At 74.9% G+C, this 16944-nt stretch carries 20 protein-coding genes; 11 read left to right on the forward strand and 9 right to left on the reverse strand.

Features of this window, described 5'->3' with window-relative positions; all coding sequences use genetic code 11:
• Positions 1-222: 222 nt before the first annotated feature.
• Complete coding sequence (locus tag ACWIYF_RS23915) at positions 223-831, forward strand: DUF6542 domain-containing protein (RefSeq protein ID WP_448625313.1); 609 nt, start codon at positions 223-225, stop codon at positions 829-831.
• Here ACWIYF_RS23915 and ACWIYF_RS23920 read toward each other — a convergent pair.
• Positions 806-1273, reverse strand: a complete 468-nt coding sequence (locus tag ACWIYF_RS23920) for a nuclear transport factor 2 family protein (RefSeq protein ID WP_448625314.1) — start codon at positions 1271-1273, stop codon at positions 806-808. The two genes, ACWIYF_RS23915 and ACWIYF_RS23920, sit on opposite strands and share 26 nt — an antisense overlap.
• Before the next feature lie 77 nt (positions 1274-1350).
• Positions 1351-2499, reverse strand: a complete 1149-nt coding sequence (locus ACWIYF_RS23925; protein WP_448625315.1) for an HD domain-containing phosphohydrolase — start codon at positions 2497-2499, stop codon at positions 1351-1353.
• A gap of 47 nt (positions 2500-2546) precedes the next feature.
• Here ACWIYF_RS23925 and ACWIYF_RS23930 point away from each other — a divergent pair, with 47 nt between their 5' ends.
• Positions 2547-2897: a hypothetical protein gene (locus ACWIYF_RS23930; protein WP_448625316.1), complete on the forward strand. Its 351-nt coding sequence runs from the start codon at positions 2547-2549 to the stop codon at positions 2895-2897.
• Between the two features lie 24 nt (positions 2898-2921).
• Here the strand turns inward: ACWIYF_RS23930 and ACWIYF_RS23935 are convergent, their stop codons facing one another.
• Entirely contained in the window at positions 2922-3389 is a 468-nt protein-coding gene (locus tag ACWIYF_RS23935; protein ID WP_448625317.1) for a DUF3291 domain-containing protein, read from the reverse strand.
• Between the two features lie 3 nt (positions 3390-3392).
• A complete protein-coding gene (locus ACWIYF_RS23940; RefSeq protein ID WP_448625318.1) occupies positions 3393-4352 on the reverse strand; it encodes a 4-hydroxy-3-methylbut-2-enyl diphosphate reductase in 960 nt (319 codons plus the stop codon).
• Positions 4353-4469: 117 nt separating this feature from the next.
• Between ACWIYF_RS23940 and ACWIYF_RS23945 the strand changes: the two genes are divergently transcribed.
• Genes ACWIYF_RS23945 through ACWIYF_RS23955 form a run of 3 tightly spaced genes read left to right on the forward strand, consistent with a single transcriptional unit; the run spans position 4470 to position 7043 of the window.
• Positions 4470-5558 (forward strand): lipid droplet-associated protein, encoded by a 1089-nt coding sequence (locus tag ACWIYF_RS23945; RefSeq protein WP_448625319.1) that lies wholly within the window; start codon positions 4470-4472, stop codon positions 5556-5558.
• Between the two features lie 31 nt (positions 5559-5589).
• Positions 5590-6819: an exodeoxyribonuclease VII large subunit gene (gene xseA, locus ACWIYF_RS23950; protein WP_448625320.1), complete on the forward strand. Its 1230-nt coding sequence runs from the start codon at positions 5590-5592 to the stop codon at positions 6817-6819.
• A complete protein-coding gene (locus ACWIYF_RS23955; protein WP_448625321.1) occupies positions 6816-7043 on the forward strand; it encodes an exodeoxyribonuclease VII small subunit in 228 nt (75 codons plus the stop codon). Before xseA ends, ACWIYF_RS23955 begins: the two co-directional genes overlap by 4 nt.
• 106 nt (positions 7044-7149) lie before the next feature.
• Here the strand turns inward: ACWIYF_RS23955 and ACWIYF_RS23960 are convergent, their stop codons facing one another.
• Positions 7150-7788, reverse strand: a complete 639-nt coding sequence (locus tag ACWIYF_RS23960; protein ID WP_448625322.1) for a DUF4245 domain-containing protein — start codon at positions 7786-7788, stop codon at positions 7150-7152.
• Positions 7789-7831: 43 nt separating this feature from the next.
• Here ACWIYF_RS23960 and glpX point away from each other — a divergent pair, with 43 nt between their 5' ends.
• On the forward strand, positions 7832-8884 hold the full coding sequence (glpX, locus tag ACWIYF_RS23965; protein ID WP_448625323.1) for a class II fructose-bisphosphatase: 1053 nt from the start codon (positions 7832-7834) through the stop codon (positions 8882-8884).
• A gap of 16 nt (positions 8885-8900) precedes the next feature.
• On the opposite strand, the gene ACWIYF_RS23970 is transcribed toward glpX, so the two are convergent.
• The 4 genes from ACWIYF_RS23970 to ACWIYF_RS23985 all read right to left on the reverse strand — a co-directional run bounded on the left by ACWIYF_RS23970 (position 8901) and on the right by ACWIYF_RS23985 (position 11735).
• Positions 8901-9521 (reverse strand): DUF1707 domain-containing protein, encoded by a 621-nt coding sequence (locus ACWIYF_RS23970; protein ID WP_448625324.1) that lies wholly within the window; start codon positions 9519-9521, stop codon positions 8901-8903.
• A gap of 144 nt (positions 9522-9665) precedes the next feature.
• Positions 9666-10547 carry a hypothetical protein gene (locus ACWIYF_RS23975; protein WP_448625325.1) on the reverse strand — a complete coding sequence of 294 codons (882 nt, stop codon included), beginning with the start codon at positions 10545-10547 and terminating at the stop codon, positions 9666-9668.
• Between the two features lie 111 nt (positions 10548-10658).
• The gene (locus ACWIYF_RS23980) at positions 10659-11282 is read right to left on the reverse strand and encodes a hypothetical protein (protein ID WP_448625326.1); all 624 of its coding nucleotides are present in this window, start codon (positions 11280-11282) and stop codon (positions 10659-10661) included.
• Positions 11283-11420: 138 nt separating this feature from the next.
• Positions 11421-11735: a hypothetical protein gene (locus tag ACWIYF_RS23985; RefSeq protein ID WP_448625327.1), complete on the reverse strand. Its 315-nt coding sequence runs from the start codon at positions 11733-11735 to the stop codon at positions 11421-11423.
• Between the two features lie 383 nt (positions 11736-12118).
• Here ACWIYF_RS23985 and ACWIYF_RS23990 point away from each other — a divergent pair, with 383 nt between their 5' ends.
• From ACWIYF_RS23990 to ACWIYF_RS24010, 5 genes are all read left to right on the forward strand, one after another.
• Positions 12119-13534, forward strand: a complete 1416-nt coding sequence (locus ACWIYF_RS23990; protein ID WP_448625328.1) for a class II fumarate hydratase — start codon at positions 12119-12121, stop codon at positions 13532-13534.
• Positions 13535-13667: 133 nt separating this feature from the next.
• Entirely contained in the window at positions 13668-14387 is a 720-nt protein-coding gene (locus ACWIYF_RS23995; RefSeq protein WP_448625329.1) for a class I SAM-dependent methyltransferase, read from the forward strand.
• The gene (locus ACWIYF_RS24000) at positions 14368-16077 is read left to right on the forward strand and encodes an HAD-IIIC family phosphatase (RefSeq protein ID WP_448625330.1); all 1710 of its coding nucleotides are present in this window, start codon (positions 14368-14370) and stop codon (positions 16075-16077) included. Before ACWIYF_RS23995 ends, ACWIYF_RS24000 begins: the two co-directional genes overlap by 20 nt.
• The gene (locus ACWIYF_RS24005) at positions 16074-16316 is read left to right on the forward strand and encodes an acyl carrier protein (RefSeq protein WP_448625331.1); all 243 of its coding nucleotides are present in this window, start codon (positions 16074-16076) and stop codon (positions 16314-16316) included. The genes ACWIYF_RS24000 and ACWIYF_RS24005 overlap by 4 nt, the downstream gene beginning before the upstream one ends.
• Positions 16306-16935, forward strand: a complete 630-nt coding sequence (locus ACWIYF_RS24010) for a GNAT family N-acetyltransferase (RefSeq protein ID WP_448625332.1) — start codon at positions 16306-16308, stop codon at positions 16933-16935. Before ACWIYF_RS24005 ends, ACWIYF_RS24010 begins: the two co-directional genes overlap by 11 nt.
• Positions 16936-16944: the final 9 nt, after the last annotated feature.

Here is a 16944-nt window from a genome sequence, read left to right on the forward strand (position 1 = left end):
TCACGTGCCGTGTCGACTTCGGCACTTGTTGACAGGGCGACTCGGCCTCGGCGTCCCGCCGGGTCGCGGTCGGACTGGCTACCGTGACGAACCGGAACGGGGTGGCCGCTCGGGTTGCCCGCAACGGGACGGGAGGGCGCCATGGCGGTGAACGCAGCCGACGCCTGGCAGCACAGCGGGGCGCCGGTCGGCCGGTCCTCCCGGGCACGCGCGGATCGCGCGATGGCCGCTGATCGACCGGCGCGTCCGCGCGGTGCGATGCCGCCGCGCCCCCGGCCGGCCGACCGCCCCCGCGCCCGGGCCGACTACTCCGACGAGTCGCCGCAGTACTCCCGGCCGCCGGTGCCGCGCCGTCCCGCCGAGCCCAACCGTCCCGTGCGCGCGAGCGAGCGGGAGCGCTACGACGACGAGCGGGCCGCCGCTCGGCCGGCCCGCCGGCCCGCCCCCGCGGTCGAGGCCGGCGGCAGCAAGCTGCGCGGCATCCTCGCCGTCCTCGCCGTCTTCCTCGTCACCCTGGCCGCCGCCGGCGCCGAGTCGTTCCTGGCCACCGGCCTGGGCATGATCACCCTGGTGGCGCTGGTCGTCTCCACCGTGATCGCCGCGTTCGTGGTGCGCCGCCGCGACCTGCTCAGCGTCGTGGTGAGCCCACCGCTGGTCTTCGCCGCCGTCGCGGCCGTGAACATGATCGCGGCGCCGTCGGTGCAGCTGTCGGGCATCAAGGCGTTCGGCCTGCTGATGGTCACCCTGCTGGTCCAGGGCTTCCCGACCATGGCCGTGGCCACCGGCGCCGCGATCGTCGTCGCGCTCATCCGGCTCGCTGCCCGCCGCTGACCGCCTCGGCCGGCGCGCCGGCCAGCGTGTCCTCGCCCGCGCTCGCCGCGATGTGCTTCGCGGTGTCCACGTAGTGCCGGAAGCGGCACACCCGGCCGGACTCGTCGAACGTCCACAGGTGCAGCTCCTCATCGGCGAACCGTCCGCCGCCGGGTAGCTCGAACGACGCCCGGATCTCGGCGACCACCTGCGGGCCGTCGCCGATCAGGTCCAGCACCTCGAAGTACCCCGGCGTCCAGGCGCCGACGAGGGCGAAGAAGCCGGCGACGTCGTCCCGCCCGCGCCGCGGCACCATGTGGGGCACGCCCGCCCGCTGGGTGAAGTTGTCGGTCCACTCCTCCCACATCACGTCCTCGGTGAGCCGGTCCAGGATCGCCGGGACGTCGCCGCGCCCGAAGGCCGCGTAGATCTCGGCCACAGTCGTCGTGGTGCTGCTGGTCATGGGGATCGCCTCCGCGAGTCGGGATCGAGCGCGGGAAGCGTCGCGCCGGCCGGCGGGGCGGGCATCGGTCGTTCGGCCTACCCCGGCAGCAGCCCGTGCTCCATCGCGAAGACCGCCGCACCGGCGCGGGTCCGCCGGCCGGTCTTGTCGAAGACGTGCGCGAGGTGGTGGCCCACCGTGCGGTCGGAGACGCCGAGGTGACCGGCGATCGCCCGGTTCGACAGCCCCCGCGCGGCCAGCCGCAGCACCTCGACCTCGCGGTCGGTGAGGTCGCACGGCCAGGCCGGCCGCGGGCGGGGCAGCCCCGCGCCGGCGACCACCGCGGCGCAGGCGTCGGCGTCCAGCCGGCCGGCCGCGGCCTCCGCGGTCAGCACAGCGGCCGCCTGCGCGGGGGTGGCCGCCGGCCGGTGCGGGCGGCTCTCGGTCAGCGCCGCGAAGACGTCGGCCGCCGCCAGCAGCCGCGCCGCCACCGGCAGCTCGGCGCCGCCCACCCCGCGGTGGTAGCCGCTGCCGTCGCAGCGCTCGTGGTGACCGGCCGCCACCCCGGCCAGCGGCGCCAGCCCGCTGCAGCGGCGCAGGATGCGGTCGGTCCAGTACGGGTGCAGCCGCACCCGCTCCACGTCGGCCGCGCCGAGCGGCCCCGCCCGGTCCCACACCGCGCTCGACACCACCGCGCGGCCGAGGTCGTGCAGCAGCGCGGCGGCGCGCAGCGACCGCCGCTCCTCCTCCGGCCATCCGGCCGCCCGGGCGCCGGCGTCGGCGAGCTCCGCGACGTGCGCGGAGTGCCCCAGCAGGTGCCGGCCCTTGAGGTCGACGACGGCGGCCATCGCCGAGCACAGCCGGTCCAGCTCGGCGTCGCCCAGCGCCGCGGCCGGCGCCGGCTCGACCGCGAGGACGGCAGCCAGCAGATCCGGCGCGTCGAGCACGGCCAGCAGCTCGTCGGCCGAGCAGAGGAACGCCGCCGCGAGGTCCGGGTCGAGCTGTCCGCCGGCGCGCCGGCCGACCTCGGCGACCACCGCGGCCCGGCCCCCGTCGGCCGCGGCCAGCACGGCCTGCTCGGCGACGTGGACGACGCGCATGACCGGCGAGATCTCCTCGCCCCGCCGCCGGCCCGGCAGGCCACCGCCGTCCCACCGCTCGTAGACGTCGTCCAGCGCGTCGACGACGGCGTCCGCGAGCCCCAGCTGCCCGCCGAGCGCCCGGCTGACCTCGCACCCCGCCGGCACTGGCCCGCGGCCCCTCGGTGGGGGCGATCTCCACGAAGCGGCGGGCCATGGCCACCTGCCGGCCGGGCACCCAGCTGCCGAAGTCGGCCAGCTGCGCGGCCAGCACGGCAGGGTCCCCGGGGTCGAGCCGGCTGAACGCGGCCTCGAACGCGGTGTCGTCCCCGAACAGGGCGGCGTTCTCCGACGCGTGCGAGGTGCAGCCGATCGAGCGCAGCAGGGCGGTGTGGAAGACCGCGGCCCGGTCGTGCTGGTCCAGGCCCAGCGTGCCGGCGAAGGCGGTGGCCAGCGCGCAGGTGCGCAGCCCCTTCTCGAACGGCAGCCCGGTGGCCAGGTCGGTGGTCAGCGAGAGCGCGGCGAAGACCTCGGTCACCCGGACCCGCGGCATGCGGGGAGGGTAGGCGGACCCGACGGCGCGCGGGGTCTCAGCGCGCGCGGGCCGGGACCCGGCGCACGAGGGCACCCGAGGCGTCGAACCGCCGCTTGAGGGAGAACGCCCGCGGCGTCGGCCCGTACCGCCGAAGGTGGGTCAGCCGGGCCCGGGCGGCCGGGACATCGGGTCGCTCCTCGTCGGCCACCCACCACAGCGCGGTCGTCGGCGGCGGCGCCGGCTCGAACCACCGCGACCGGCGGCGCAGGAAGGCACCGTGCGGGCTGCGGTAGACGAAGTCGTGCAGCGCCTCGTAGCGCGTCCACAGCGACACGTTGACCACCCACAGGCCGGTGTCGTCCTCGACCAGGGGCGCGTGCCCGCCGGCCTGCAGCCGCCACACGAAGCCCGGCGACCGCTCGGCCAGCTGGTTCACCGGGTCGAAGCCGGCGGCGAACTCGCGCATCACCGGCGAGTCGATCGGCCCGCGCATCCGGGCGACGTTGACCTGGGCGAGCAGCACGCCTCAGCCGGCGGCGTTGCGCCGCGACCGCAGCTCGTGCGGCAGCGCGAAGACCAGCCGCTCCTCGGCGGCCTTGACCGTCTCGACATCGGGGTAGCCGCGCTCGGCCAGCCAGTCGAGCACCTCGCTGACCAGCACCTCGGGCACCGACGCGCCGCTGGTGACGCCGACCGTCGCGACGCCGTCGAGCCAGGCCGGGTCGATCTCGGTGGCGAAGTCGACCAGGTGCGCGGCGCGGGCGCCGGCCTCCAGCGCCACCTCGACCAGCCGCACGGAGTTCGACGAGTTCGTGGAGCCCACCACGATGACCAGGTCGCACTCGCCGGCCATCTGCTTGACCGCCTGCTGCCGGTTCTGCGTGGCGTAGCAGATGTCGTCGCTGGGTGGCGACTGCAGCGTCGGGAACCGCTCCCGCAACCTGTCGACGGTCGAGAGCGTCTCGTCGACCGACAGCGTCGTCTGCGACAGCCAGACCACCTTGTCGGGGTCGCGCACCTGGACGTTCGCGACGTCGTCGGGTCCGTCGACGAGCTGGATGTGCTCGGGCGCCTCGCCGGAGGTGCCCTCGACCTCCTCATGACCGCGGTGGCCGATGAGCAGGATGTCGTAGTCGTCCTTGGCGAAGCGCTTGGCCTCGGAGTGCACCTTGGTGACCAGCGGGCAGGTCGCGTCGATGGTGCGCAGCTGCCGGTCGGCGGCCTCCTGGTGCACCGCCGGGGAGACCCCGTGGGCGCTGAAGACGACGACCGAGCCCTCGGGCACCTCGTCGGTCTCGTCGACGAAGACCGCGCCGCGCCGCTCGAGGGTGGCGACGACGTGCTTGTTGTGGACGATCTGCTTGCGGACGTAGACCGGCGCCCCGTGGATCTCCAGGGCCCGCTCGACGGCGACCACCGCCCGGTCCACCCCGGCGCAGTACCCGCGCGGGTCGGCCAGCAGGACGCGTCCGCGCTGATCAGCCATGACGCCCATGGTAGGTGGGCATGCGGCCCCGCTCCCGGACTGAGACGAGCGCCACGTAGGGGTGGATCGGCGGCTCCCGGGTGTGTCGCGCGCGTGGTTGTGGGGCAGGGTGTGCGCATGTCCCGTGAGATCCCCCAGGTCGTCCGCGCCGCCGCCGGGCTGGCCGCCACCCTGCTCGACGAGACCCGCAAGCTGCCGCAGACGCTCCCCGGGCTGCCGGTGCGCGTCATCGGTCTGACCATGCAGACCGCGATGTGGCTGCAGCATCAGTACACCGGGCTGGTCGCCCGCGGTGACGAGCTCTTCACGGGGATCCGCGGCGAGGCGGAGCCGGGCCTGGCCACGTTCGACGAGGACCTCCCCGTCGAGGAGGCGCCCGCGGCTCCCGGTTTCCGCGACTCCGCGTTCGACCGCGTCGGCGACGAGGTGACCGAGGAGGACCTGCTCGCCGGCCTGGCCGACGACGCCGCGGCCGACACCGCCGTCCTCAGCACCGAGGACATCGCCGAGAGCGCCGACGGCGCCGAGGAGGTCCTCGAGGAGCTCGCCATCGAGCAGCTCGTGGACGACGAGCTCGCGGGCCTGCCGCCGGAGCCGGCGCCCGCGGAGGTGGTCGCCGCCGTCGAGGAGATCACCGCCCAGGTCGACGCGGCCGACATCGCGACCCCCGCGGAGGAGGATTCCGCGGACGCCGCCGCCGTGGAGAACGCCCTGCTGGAGGCCGACGCGGCCGGGGCCGCCGCCGAGCCCGGTGCCGCGGACGGCGGCGTCGGCACCCTGGTCGACGTCCCCGCGCCGGACGGCGGGGTCGCGACCGTCGAGGCCACCGTGACCGACGAGGGCGTCGCCGCCCCGGAGGCGGCGCCGGAGCCGGCCGTCGAGGCCACGGACGAGGGTGGGACGCCGGTCGCCGCGGCCACCGGCGTGCGCACCGACGTGGCCGAGGACGCCGGGCCCGCCGACGACGAGGGGACCACCGGGGCGCAGGCCGCCGGCACCGCGCCGATCGAGGGCTACGACGGCTGGTCGATCGCCCAGCTGCGCGGCCGGCTCCGGGGCTACGCGCTCTCCACCGTGCAGGACCTCGTGACGTACGAGGAGGCGACGCGGGCCCGCGAGCCCTACCTGCGGATGCTGCGCAACCGGCTGGAGAAGCTCGTGGACCAGGCGGTCGAGTCCAGCCCGCTCACCCCGCGCGGCGCCTGAGCCGTCGGGGGCGGATGGCACCCTCAGGGGCGTGACCGCACCCTCCTCCCCCGAGGCGCCGTGGCCGGTGCGCACGGTCGCCCGCAAGGTGGCCGAGTGGATCGGCCGGCTGGGCGAGGTGTGGGTCGAGGGCCAGGTCGCCCAGCTGTCCCGCCGCGGGGGCGCCGCGACGGTCTTCCTCACCCTGCGCGATCCAGCGGCCGACCTCTCCATCCCGGTGACCTGCGCACGCGACGTGGCGGACCGGCCCGGGCTGGAGCTCTCCGAGGGCGCCCGGGTGATCGTGCGCGCCCGGCCCGACTACTACATCGCCCGCGGCTCGTTCAGCCTGCGCGCCACCGAGATCCGCGCCGTCGGGCTCGGCGAGCTGCTGGCCCGCATCGAGCGGATCCGCCGGCTGCTCGCCGCCGAGGGGCTGTTCGACGCCGTCCGCAAGCGGCCGCTGCCCTTCGCCCCGGCGGTCGTCGGCGTGATCACCGGCCGCGACAGCGCCGCGGAGCGGGACGTCGTCGTCACCGCGCGGCGGCGCTGGCCGGCGATCCGGTTCGAGATGCACCACTGCCTGGTGCAGGGGCCGAGCGCGGCCGCGTCGGTGATCGACGGCCTGCAGCGGCTGGACCGGGATCCCGACGTCGAGGTCATCGTGATCGCCCGCGGCGGCGGTTCGGTGGAGGACCTGCTGCCGTTCTCCGACGAGGGGCTGGTGCGGGCGATCGCCGCCTGCCGCACGCCCGTGGTCACCGCCGTCGGCCACGAGACCGACACGACGCTGGTCGACCACGCCGCCGACGTCCGCGCCGCCACCCCCACCGACGCCGCGCACCGGATCGTGCCGGAGATCGGCGAGCAGCGGCGGCTGGTCGACGGGCTGCGCGCCCGCGCCCGGCACCTGCTGGCGACCCGGCTGGAGCAGCAGGAGCGGTGGCTGGAGTCGGTGCGCAGCCGGCCGGTGCTGGCGGCACCCGAGCGGCTGCTGCACGGCCGCGCCGACGACGTCGCCGCGCTGCGGGCCCGGGCCCGGCGCACCGTCACCCACCGGGTCGAGGGCGCCGAGCGCGACCTCGAGCACGCCCGCGCCCGCGTGGCCGCCCTCTCCCCCGCCGCGACCCTGGAGCGGGGCTACGCCGTCGTCCAGCGGGCGAACGGCGACCTCGTCCGCGATCCCGACGCCGTAGCCGACGGCGAGCGTCTGCGCGTGCGGGTCGCCGGTGGGCGGCTGCCCGTCCGCGTCGACCGCAGCACCGATCAGGAGGAACCGTGACCACGCCGGAGCCCACGCAGACCTACGAGCAGGCCCGCGAGGAGCTGGCCGAGGTGGTCCGCAAGCTGGAGGCCGGCGGGCTCACGCTCGAGGAGTCCCTGGCGCTGTGGGAGCGCGGCGAGGCGCTGGCGGAGTTGTGCCAGCACTGGCTGGACCGCGCCCGCGAGCGGCTGTCCGCGGCCGCACCGAAAAACGGCGAGGCCGCCGACGGCCGGCCTGCGTAGCGGCCCCCTGCAGGGTCCCGCCGCGAGCCTGGTGACGTGCTGGAACGGCCGCCCTGCAGGGTCCCGCCGCGAGCCTGCGAGTGGCGGGGAGCAGGGCGGTCCTTCCTCAGCCGGGGTAGGGCGCCAGCGCTGCGGCGACCGTCTCGAGCTCCTCGTCGGACGCCGAGCCGCTGATCACCACCGTCACGCCGTCGCGCTCGCGCGAGAGCACGGTCTCGGTGTCCCGCTCGTGCAGTCGCGTCGAACGGGTCCACGTCTCCCCGGCGATCTTCAGGGTGCCCCCCTCGGTCGCGTCGCCGAGCAGCGCGGTGACGGCGTCGGCCCGCGGGTCGTCGCTGACCACGAAGCCGGCGAACTCGCCGGCCGGGGTCACGTAGCCGATCTGCAGGGTGACCGGGTCGCCCTCGCCGGCGTCCCCCGCGTCGGTGCGGGCGCTGGTCGCGACGTACCCGCCGGGCAGGTCGGTGGGCACCGGCAGCGGGTAGCCCGCCCGGTTCGCGGCCAGGCTCACGGTGCTGTCGAGGTTCTCCGCCGGCTTCACCGGGTCCACGTCGGGGGTCTGCCGGAACGTCGTCCACGCGACCACGGCCAGCACGATGACGATCAGCGGCAGCAGCGACCGCAGCATGTTGGCGAGGGTGAACCGGGCCGACCGGTCCGTGGCCGGCGGCACCTCGGTGGCCACCGGCCCCCCGTCGTCGGGGGTCGGGTGCACGCGATCGTCCGTCGGGCCGTCTCCGGTCATGCACCTAGGATCGCAGCACCCGGTGGTCGAACCTGGAGGTCCCGTGTCGCTGCCCGAATCGCTGGCCCCGAACCCCACGGGGGGCTTCCGGGCGGACCGGCCCGCCCCCGACCGCAACCTGGCCCTCGAGCTGGTGCGCGTCACGGAGGCGGCCGCCATGGCGGCCGGCCGCTGGGTCGGCCGCGGTGACAAGAACGGCGGGGACGGCGCGGCCGTCGACGCCATGCGGGCCCTCATCGGCACGGTGAGCATGAAGGGCGTCGTCGTCATCGGCGAGGGCGAGAAGGACCAGGCGCCGATGCTCTACAACGGCGAGCAGGTCGGGGACGGCCAAGGCCCGGAGTGCGACGTCGCCGTCGATCCGATCGACGGCACGACGCTGATGGCCAAGGGCATGCCGAACGCGATCGCCGTCATGGCGGTCGCCGACCGCGGTGCGATGTACGACCCGTCCGCCGTCTTCTACATGGAGAAGATCGCCACCGGGCCGGCCGCCGCCGACGTCATCGACATCACCGCGCCGGTCGCCGAGAACATCCGCCGGGTGGCCCGGGCCAAGAAGGGCTCCCCCGGCGACGTGACCGTCTGCATCCTCGACCGCCCGCGGCACGAGCAGCTGGTGCAGGAGGTGCGCGAGGCCGGCGCCCGCATCAAGTTCATCACCGACGGCGACGTCGCCGGCGCGATCGCCGCGGCCCGCGAGGGCACCGGTGTCGACCTGCTCATGGGCATCGGCGGCACCCCGGAGGGGATCATCGCCGCCTGCGCCCTGAAGTGCATGGGCGGTGCGCTGCAGGGCCGGCTGTGGCCCAAGGACGACGAGGAGCGGCAGAAGGCGGTCGACGCCGGGCACGACCTCGACCGGGTGCTGTGCCTGGAGGACCTGGTCCGCGGCGACGTCTTCTTCGTCGCGACCGGGATCACCGACGGCGAGCTGCTGCGCGGCGTGCAGTACCGCGCCGGCGGGTGCACCACGCAGTCGCTGGTCATGCGCTCGCGGTCGGGCACGATCCGCCAGATCGACAGCCTGCACTCGCTGGCGAAGCTGCGCGCCTACTCCGCGGTGCGGTTCGACGCGACCGACCAGCTCGACTGACCCCGTCCCCGGTGCGTCAGGCCGGCGGGCGCCGCTCGGCCAGCCGGTCGAGCAGCGCGCGCCACCGGCCGGCGGACTCGCCGGGGGCCAGGCTGCGCAGCCGCACGTCGCCGAAGACGCTGCGGACGCGCACCACGACGTGCGGCGTCCCGGTCAGCCGTGGCACGGCGGCCAGGGCGGTCTTCCGGCTGCCGAGGACCGTCCAGCCCTCGAGCACCGCGTCCACGCCCTCGGGGACGACGACGTCCACGTCGCCGAAGACGCTCCACAGCTCCAGCTCGATCCGCTGCGCGTCGGTGCGCAGGCCGCTCAGGTCGATCCGGACGTCGCCGAACACGCTCCCGGTCCGCCGCGGAACCGGGGACCCGTCGCCGATCCGGATGTCGCCGAAGAGCTCGACCAGCGTCGCGGGACCGCGGGCGCCGACGAGCTCCCCGGAGGTCTGCGCCGGCAGGTCGGCCACGACGGGCTCGAGCTCGGCGGTCGTCCGCGCGGCGTAGGCCGCCTCGGCGCGCGCGCCGAACTCGTCGACGTCGATGCGTCCCTCCGCGAGCGCCTGCTCCAGGCGGGCCACGACCGCGTCGCGGTCGGCGTCGGACGCCCGGATCCCGGCCTGCTGTCCCGGCTGCTCGGTCATCGGTCGCCTCCCGTGCCGGCCCGGCGTTCCCTCCGAGCAGCGTGGCACGACCGGCGGCGCAGGAACATGCCGCCGGTCCCGCGACGACGGACGGCCCGGCTCCTCCGAGGAGGGACCGGGCCGTCCGGGTGATCGGCGAGCGCGTCAGCCGGGGAAGGCGTCGACGCAGAACCGCTGGGTGCCCTCCGGCTGGCGGCCGGCGCAGGTGTCGGCGTAGCGGGTGTAGTTCGCCAGGTTCGGGTCGTCCTTGGTCCCCTGGAAGAGGGCGTCGCAGGCGCCCATGACGCCGTCGTAGCAGGCCTGCGCGAACGCGTCCCAGGCCGGATCGCCACCGAGGCCGGTCGGCGGGATCGTCGCAGGCGGGATGCTGCCGCCCGGCACGCTGGACTGGGTGTCCTCGGTGCTGGTCGAGGTCTCCTCGCTGCTGGACGACAAGGACGACGAGCTCGACGAGCTGGTCGTGGTGGACGACGCCGTCGTGGTGCTGCTCGCGGCCGCGGGGTCGTCGTCGTTGTTGCCGAGCAGCAGGAACAGTGCGACGCCCACGCCGGCCAGCACGAGCACGCCGGCGAGGACCAGCGCGATGATCATGCCCTTGTTGCTCTTCTGCGGCGGCTGACCGTAGCCGCCCTGCTGGCCGTAGGGCTGCCCGTACTGGCCCGGCTGGCCGTACTGACCGGGCTGGCCGTACTGCGGCTGCCCGTACTGCGGCTGCTGGCCGTAGCCGCCCTGCTGGCCGTACTGCGGCTGCCCGTACTGCTGCCCGCCGTACTGGCCGGGCTGGCCGTACTGCGGTTGCTGCCCGTACTGGCCCGGCTGGCCGTACTGCGGCTGCTGGCCGGGCGCGGCCGGCGGGGGGTACTGACCCGGCTGCGGGAACTGCGTCGTCTCGTCCCGCTGCCCCTGGCCCCTGGACCCGAACTGCTCCGTCGGCTCGTCCTGCGGGGCCTGTCCCCAGCCCTGCTGCCCGGGCTGCTGACCCGAGGGGTCGTTGCCGCCCTGCGGCGGGTACGGCGGCTGTGACATGGCGCGGATCTCCTCGGGTCTGGGTGGCGTGCGGATGGTAGGGGCACCCGACGCGAGTCAGGATCCCCCTCGCGACGCGTCCGGTGGGCTGCGTCGTGCGCGCCGCGTCGGTCAGTCGCCCAGGTCGGTGCAGAACGGGACGGTGTACTCCTTGACCCGGCCGCCGCAGGTCTGCGCGTAGCTCTCGTAGTCCGACAGTGGCGGCGACTCGTAGAAGAGGTCGTCGCAGCTCTGCAGGTCCCCGTCGAAGCAGCCCTGCGCGTACTGGTTGAGCACCGGGTCGGGGCCGGGCGCCGGCGGCAGCGGGTCGGACTGCTCCACCTCGCCGGGCGGGTACGCCGACCAGCCGTAGTCCCCGGACAGCAGCCCACCCATCGACTCCTCGAGCGAGCGCGTCAGGCCCTCGCCGATCGACGTGCCGATCTCCTCGCCCACGCCCTGGGCGATCTCCCGGCCGATGTCCTCCGCGCTGCTGAGGAAGACCGCACTGACGAGGAACGCCGCCCCGATCGCGCCGGCCAGCGCGCCGCCCGTCCCCACCAGGCCGAGGACCACGCCGCGCCGGTTGCCGGCCGGCGGCGCCGGGACGACGGGCGCGCCGGCCGGCGGTGCCCAGGACGACGTCTGCCAGGACGGCGTGCTGTACGCCGGCGGGACGACGTCGTAGTCGGTGGGCTGAGGCCAGCCCGACGGGTACGCGTCAGGGGCGCCCGCGGGGGTCTGCGGCTCGGACATGCGGCCCTCCAGGGCTCTCGGCGTCCGGCGGAGCGTAGGTGTCGCGCGCTCCGCGACCCGGCAGCGGCGCCGGAGCCCGTCCGTCGCCGTGACCGAACGGCGATCCGGTGTCTCTCTGATCCCAGCCGCCCCAGGCGGTCAGTCCTCCAGATCGGTGCAGTAGGCCACCTCGAGCGGCTTCACCCGGCCGCCGCAGGTCAGTCCGTACTGCTCGTAGTCCGACATCGGGTCGGAGAGCGTGTACAGGTCGTCGCAGGCCTGCAGATCGCCGTCGTGGCACCGGTCGGCGTACCCGTCGAGCCCCGGGTCGTCGCCCAGCCCGGCCGGATCGGCCGGCGGCAGGGTGCTGGTCGGGGCGGCGGCCAGCAGGTCCGCCTGGGTGCGGCCCACGTTGATCCCGCCGATCACGACCACCGCGATCAGCGCGGCCGCGAGCAGCACACCCCCGACCACGAGGGCAACGGTCCTGCGGCTCGGGGACCGTCGGCCGGGTGGCACCGGCGGCGGGCCCCACGGAGCGGGCGGTCCCCAGGCCGGCGGGGCGCCGTACGGCCAGGACGGCCCGCCGTAGCCGTACGGCGCGGCCGGTGGCCAGGGCGCGGGCGGTGAGGCGGCCGGAGGCTGCGGGCCCGGCCAGGTCGGGTCGACGTCGCCGGGTACGGACGGCGGCGGCTGGGTCATGACTCCTCCGAGGGCTGCGGGTCCGGCGCAGCGTAGGTGCCGGCAGCACCGGATCCCGGCCGCGGCGCCGGGAGGCAGCCCCCGCCCCAGGGCGACCGGGATCTAGGGTCGCTCCCGGAACACGGACACCATCCACACCACACGGGAGCGCAGCAATGGCCCAGCAGCCCGCCCCTCAGCAGGACGGCACGGAGTACCGCATCGAGCACGACTCCATGGGCGAGGTCCGGGTGCCGGCCTGGGCCAAGTGGCGGGCGCAGACCCAGCGGGCCGTCGAGAACTTCCCGATCTCGGGCACCCCGATCGAGCGGGAGCTGATCGCCGCGCTGGCCGCCATCAAGGGCGCGGCCGCCACCGTCAACGCCGACCTCGGCGTCCTCGACAAGGAGGTGGCCGCCGCCGTCTCCGACGCCGCCGCCGACGTGGCCTCCGGAGCGTGGGACGAGCACTTCCCCATCGACGTCTTCCAGACCGGCTCGGGGACGTCGAGCAACATGAACACCAACGAGGTCATCGCCACGCTGGCAACCGAGGCGCTCGGCAAGCCCGTGCACCCGAACGACCACGTCAACGCCTCGCAGTCGTCCAACGACGTCTTCCCCTCGGCCATCCACGTCGCGACGACCCGGGCGATCGTGCGCGACCTCGTCCCGGCCCTGCGCCACCTCGAGGCCTCGCTGTCGCGCAAGGCCGAGGAGTTCGCCGAGGTGGTCAAGAGCGGGCGCACTCACCTCATGGACGCCACCCCGGTGACCCTGGGCCAGGAGTTCGGCGGCTACGCGGCGACGGTCCGGTACGGCGTGGAGCGGCTGGAGGCCTCGCTGCCCCGCATCGGCGAGCTGCCGCTGGGCGGCACCGCCGTCGGCACCGGGATCAACACCCCGCCCGGCTTCGCCGCGGCGATCATCGACACGCTGGCCGCCGAGCTGGACCTGCCGCTGTCGGAGGCGCGCAACCACTTCGAGGCGCAGAGCTCGCGCGATTCGCTCGTGGAGGCCTCCGGGCAGCTGCGCACCATCGCCGTCGGCCTGACGAAGATCGCCAACGACCTGCGCTGGATGGGCTCGGGCCCGCGCACCGGGCTGGGCGAGATCTACCTGCCCGACCTGCAGCCGGGCAGCTCGATCATGCCGGGCAAGGTGAACCCGGTGATCCCCGAGGCGACGATCCAGGTCGCCGCCCAGGTGATCGGCAACGACGCCGCCGTGGCGTTCGCCGGCACCACCGGGAACTTCGAGCTCAACGTGACCCTGCCGCTGATGGCACGCAACGTGCTGGAGTCGATCCGGCTGCTGGCCAACGTCAGCCGGATCCTGGCCGACCGCACGGTCGACGGCATCACCGCCAACGTGGAGCGCTGCCGCGAGCTGGCCGAGTCCTCGCCGTCCATCGTGACGCCGCTGAACAAGTACATCGGCTACGAGGAGGCGGCGAAGGTCGCCAAGCAGTCCCTGGCCGAGCAGAAGACCATCCGCCAGGTCGTGGTCGAACGCGGCTACGTCGAGCAGGGCAAGCTCACCGAGCAGCAACTCGACGAGGCGCTCGACGTCCTCTCCATGACCCATCCCTGAGACGGCTGCGTCGCGGGCGCGGTCTCCGCGCCTGCGACGTCGCTTCGGGGCGGGCGTGGCGGATGTGATGCCGGGGCCGCGCGTCGCCTCCGGCGTCGGCACCCACCGCGTTTCCGTTGGCACACTGCGTGATGTGAGCGTCACGAACCAGCCCGAGTTGGATCGGCTCGAATCCATCGCCACGGACGGTCTGTACAACCACGGCCCGATGCCGACCAGCCTGCGGTACTTCGCCGGCATCCTCCGGCGGCACTGGCGGGGCGCTCGCTGCCTCGAGCTCGGCCCGGCCGAGGGGATCGTCACCGCGGAGCTGGCCGGAGCCTTCCCCGAGCTGACCGTCGTCGAGGGCTCCAGCACGTTCTGCCACGAGCTGTCGGCCCGCTTTCCCGGTGTGACCGTGGTCAACGCGCTGTTCGAGGAGTTCACCCCGGCCCACCGGTTCGACACCGTCGTCCTCGGGCACGTGCTCGAGCACGTCGTCGACCCCGTCGGACTGCTCGACCGGATCCGGGACTGGGTCGCGCCGGGCGGCGTGCTGATCGCCACCGTGCCCAACGCGCAGAGCCTGCACCGCCAGGCCGCGGTCCTCATGGGCCTGCTGCCGACGGAGAACGCGCTGAACGACACCGACCACCACTACGGGCACCGCCGGGTGTACGACCCGGCCGAGATCCGGGCGGACTTCGCGGCCGCCGGCTGGACCGTCACCACGACCGGCGGGTACTGGCTGAAGCCGGTCTCCAACGCGCAGACGGCCGAGCACTGGTCGCCGGAGATGCTCGACGCCTTCCTCGAACTGGGCGAGCGCTACCCCGACGTCGCCGCGGAGATCTATGTCGTCGCCGAGCCGTGACGCCGTGCTCGAGCAGTCGCTCCGGCGCCTGGACTGGCAGCCGGTCCTGCTCGACGAGACACCGCGGCGCCTCGACCTCCTCTCATTGACGCCGTCCTGGCCGACGCGGGAACTGCGCATCCGCGTCCACCGCAACACCGCGTTCGAGTACGTCGCCTCCCTCCTGCCGCCGTTCCTGGCGTTCGGCGGCCTCTCGGCGACGTTCGAGTACGGCGACTACGACGACTCGCTGAGCGGTGTGGGGCTCGACGGCCCCTCCGCCGACGTGGAGCTCGTGTGGCTCGACTTCGACCGGTACCCGGACGCCGACCCCGTCGCACTGGCCGATTGGCTGGTCGAGCGCCTGCAGGCACTGCGCGCGCGGACCCTGGCCCCCATCCTGGTGGCGGACCGGCCGGGCCCCGGCGAGGCGGCGGCGGCGTTCAACCGCCGGCTCGAGCAGTGCTGCCGGCGGATCGCCGGTCTGGCGACCGCCGACCTCTCCGCGGTCGCCGAGCGGGTCGGGAACGGCTTCCTCGACCCCCGGACCAGGTCCGTCGCCGGCACCAGCATGAGCGCGCGGGCCGCCGTCCTGACGGCGCAGCGGATGGGGCTGCGCTGGCTGCCCGCCCTCGTCGCGCCGCGGATCAAGGCCCTCGCGGTGGACCTCGACATGACGCTCTACGACGGCGTGCTCGGAGAGGACGGACCGGACGGCGTCGTCCTGACTCCCGCGCACCGCGACCTGCAGCAGACCCTGCGCGACCTCAAGGACGACGGCGTCCTCCTGGCGCTGGTCTCCCGCAACGAGCCCGACGACGTCGACGCCCTCTTCGCCGCGAGGACCGACTTCCCGCTGCGGCCGGCGGACTTCTCGGCGCGCGCGATCGGCTGGGGCGCGAAGAGCCAGGCGGTGGCGGTCGCCGCGGCCGAGCTGCGGATCTCGACGGAGGCGGTGGTCTTCGTCGACGACAACGTCGGCGAGCTCGCGGAGGTCGCCGTCGGCGCGCGGGTCGGCGGGCTGATCCACGCCGCGGACCCCGGCCGGACGGTCACCGCGCTGTCCCTGTTCCCCGGCCTGCACGGTCATGCGCGGACCGACGAGGACGCGCTGCGCGCGGCCGACCTGGCCGCTGCCGCGCTCCGGACGCCGGGCGCCGCCGGCGATCCGGAGGAGTACCTGCGGTCGCTGCGGCTGCGCCTCGAGCTCGCCCTGGACGACGCCGACCACCTCTCCCGGATGGCGGCGCTGACCGCGAAGACCAACCAGTTCAACGCCGCGCTGCGGCGCACGGGACCGGCCGAACTGGCCGGATGGCTGGAGGACGACGACGTCCACGTCGTCACCGCGGGCCTGAGCGACCGGCTCTCCGACAGCGGCATCGTGGCGCTGGTGGCCGGCCGGCGCGGGCCGGGAGACCGCCTCGTCGTCGAGGAGTTGTGCATCAGCTGCCGGGCGCTGGGGCGCGGCATCGAGGACGTCCTGCTGGCCGCGGCCGTCGGCGGCCTGATGGAGGCGTCCGGCACCGACTCCGCGACGGTCGTCTACGAGCCGGGACCACGCAACGAACCGGCGCGCGCCTGGCTGGCCGCACACAGCGGTGCGCCCGTGACCGCACCCGGCGAGGTCGCCCTCACCTGGAACCCGGCGACCTGCAGAAGCCTCCTCGCGGAGGCCCCCATCGCCCTCACCTGGAAAGGACGGACATGACGCGCAACGACGTCGAGGCACGCGTGCACGAGGTGCTCGCCCTGGTCCTCAAGCTGCCCAGCCCGCCACAGGAGCCGCTCCTCAGGGCGGAGGTCCCCGAGTGGGACTCGCTCAGCCACGTCGAGATCATCTACGCGGTGGAGGAGAGCCTCGACGTCACCTTCTCGGAGGAAGAGATGAGCGAGCTCGACGGCTCGGCCGCGATCGTGGCAGCGGTGGAGCGGAACCTTGCGGCATGACGTCCGCCTCGACGGGCCGGCGTTCCGCCTCCGGCCGGTCGGGCTGAACGACGCCCCCACGATCGTGCGACTACGGCGGGATCCGACCCGGTCGCAGTTCCTCCACGAGACCCCGCCGTCGGTCGAGGTGCAGGTCCGCTGGCTGGAGGCCTACCTCGAACGGGCCGGTGACTACTACTGGGCGGTCGAACGCCGCGTCGACGGGACCACGGAAGGCTTCGTGGGCGTCTACGACCTCGACGGTGACGTGGCCGAGTGGGGCCGGTGGGTGCTGAGACCCGGCTCGCTGGCGGCGGCGGAGAGCGCGTGGCTGGTCCACCAGGCCGGGTTCACGCTGCTGGGCCTGGAGTCGATGGTCACCCGGACCCTCGCCGACAACCGTGCGGTGGTCGCCTTCCATGCCCGGTACGGGGCCGAGGCCCTGCGCACCCTGCCCGGCCACGCGCGGATCGGCGGCGTCGCGCACGACGCCGTCGAGGCGCGCATGACCCGCGCGCTGTGGGAGACAGCCGGTCCCGGGCTGCTCGCGACGGCGGAGCGGACGGCGTCGCTGCTGGCGCGGCGCGCGGGGACGCGCACCCCGGCTGCGCCCCCGGGCGGCGCACGACGCTCCGGCTAGGTTGGCTGC

It is taken from the genome of Geodermatophilus sp. URMC 64, assembly GCF_053502555.1.

What these genes read in the sequence shown, in the direction of transcription:
- ACWIYF_RS23915 (WP_448625313.1), top strand. Translation starts at nt 223, where the DNA reads ATGGCCGCTGATCGACCGGCGCGTCCGCGCGGTGCGATGCCGCCGCGC.
- ACWIYF_RS23920 (WP_448625314.1), bottom strand. Translation starts at nt 1,273, where the DNA reads ATGACCAGCAGCACCACGACGACTGTGGCCGAGATCTACGCGGCCTTC.
- ACWIYF_RS23930 (WP_448625316.1), top strand. Translation starts at nt 2,547, where the DNA reads ATGGCCACCTGCCGGCCGGGCACCCAGCTGCCGAAGTCGGCCAGCTGC.
- ACWIYF_RS23940 (WP_448625318.1), bottom strand. Translation starts at nt 4,352, where the DNA reads ATGGCTGATCAGCGCGGACGCGTCCTGCTGGCCGACCCGCGCGGGTAC.
- ACWIYF_RS23945 (WP_448625319.1), top strand. Translation starts at nt 4,470, where the DNA reads ATGTCCCGTGAGATCCCCCAGGTCGTCCGCGCCGCCGCCGGGCTGGCC.
- ACWIYF_RS23960 (WP_448625322.1), bottom strand. Translation starts at nt 7,788, where the DNA reads ATGACCGGAGACGGCCCGACGGACGATCGCGTGCACCCGACCCCCGAC.
- ACWIYF_RS23970 (WP_448625324.1), bottom strand. Translation starts at nt 9,521, where the DNA reads ATGACCGAGCAGCCGGGACAGCAGGCCGGGATCCGGGCGTCCGACGCC.
- ACWIYF_RS23975 (WP_448625325.1), bottom strand. Translation starts at nt 10,547, where the DNA reads ATGTCACAGCCGCCGTACCCGCCGCAGGGCGGCAACGACCCCTCGGGT.
- ACWIYF_RS23980 (WP_448625326.1), bottom strand. Translation starts at nt 11,282, where the DNA reads ATGTCCGAGCCGCAGACCCCCGCGGGCGCCCCTGACGCGTACCCGTCG.
- ACWIYF_RS23990 (WP_448625328.1), top strand. Translation starts at nt 12,119, where the DNA reads ATGGCCCAGCAGCCCGCCCCTCAGCAGGACGGCACGGAGTACCGCATC.
- ACWIYF_RS24000 (WP_448625330.1), top strand. Translation starts at nt 14,368, where the DNA reads ATGTCGTCGCCGAGCCGTGACGCCGTGCTCGAGCAGTCGCTCCGGCGC.
- ACWIYF_RS24005 (WP_448625331.1), top strand. Translation starts at nt 16,074, where the DNA reads ATGACGCGCAACGACGTCGAGGCACGCGTGCACGAGGTGCTCGCCCTG.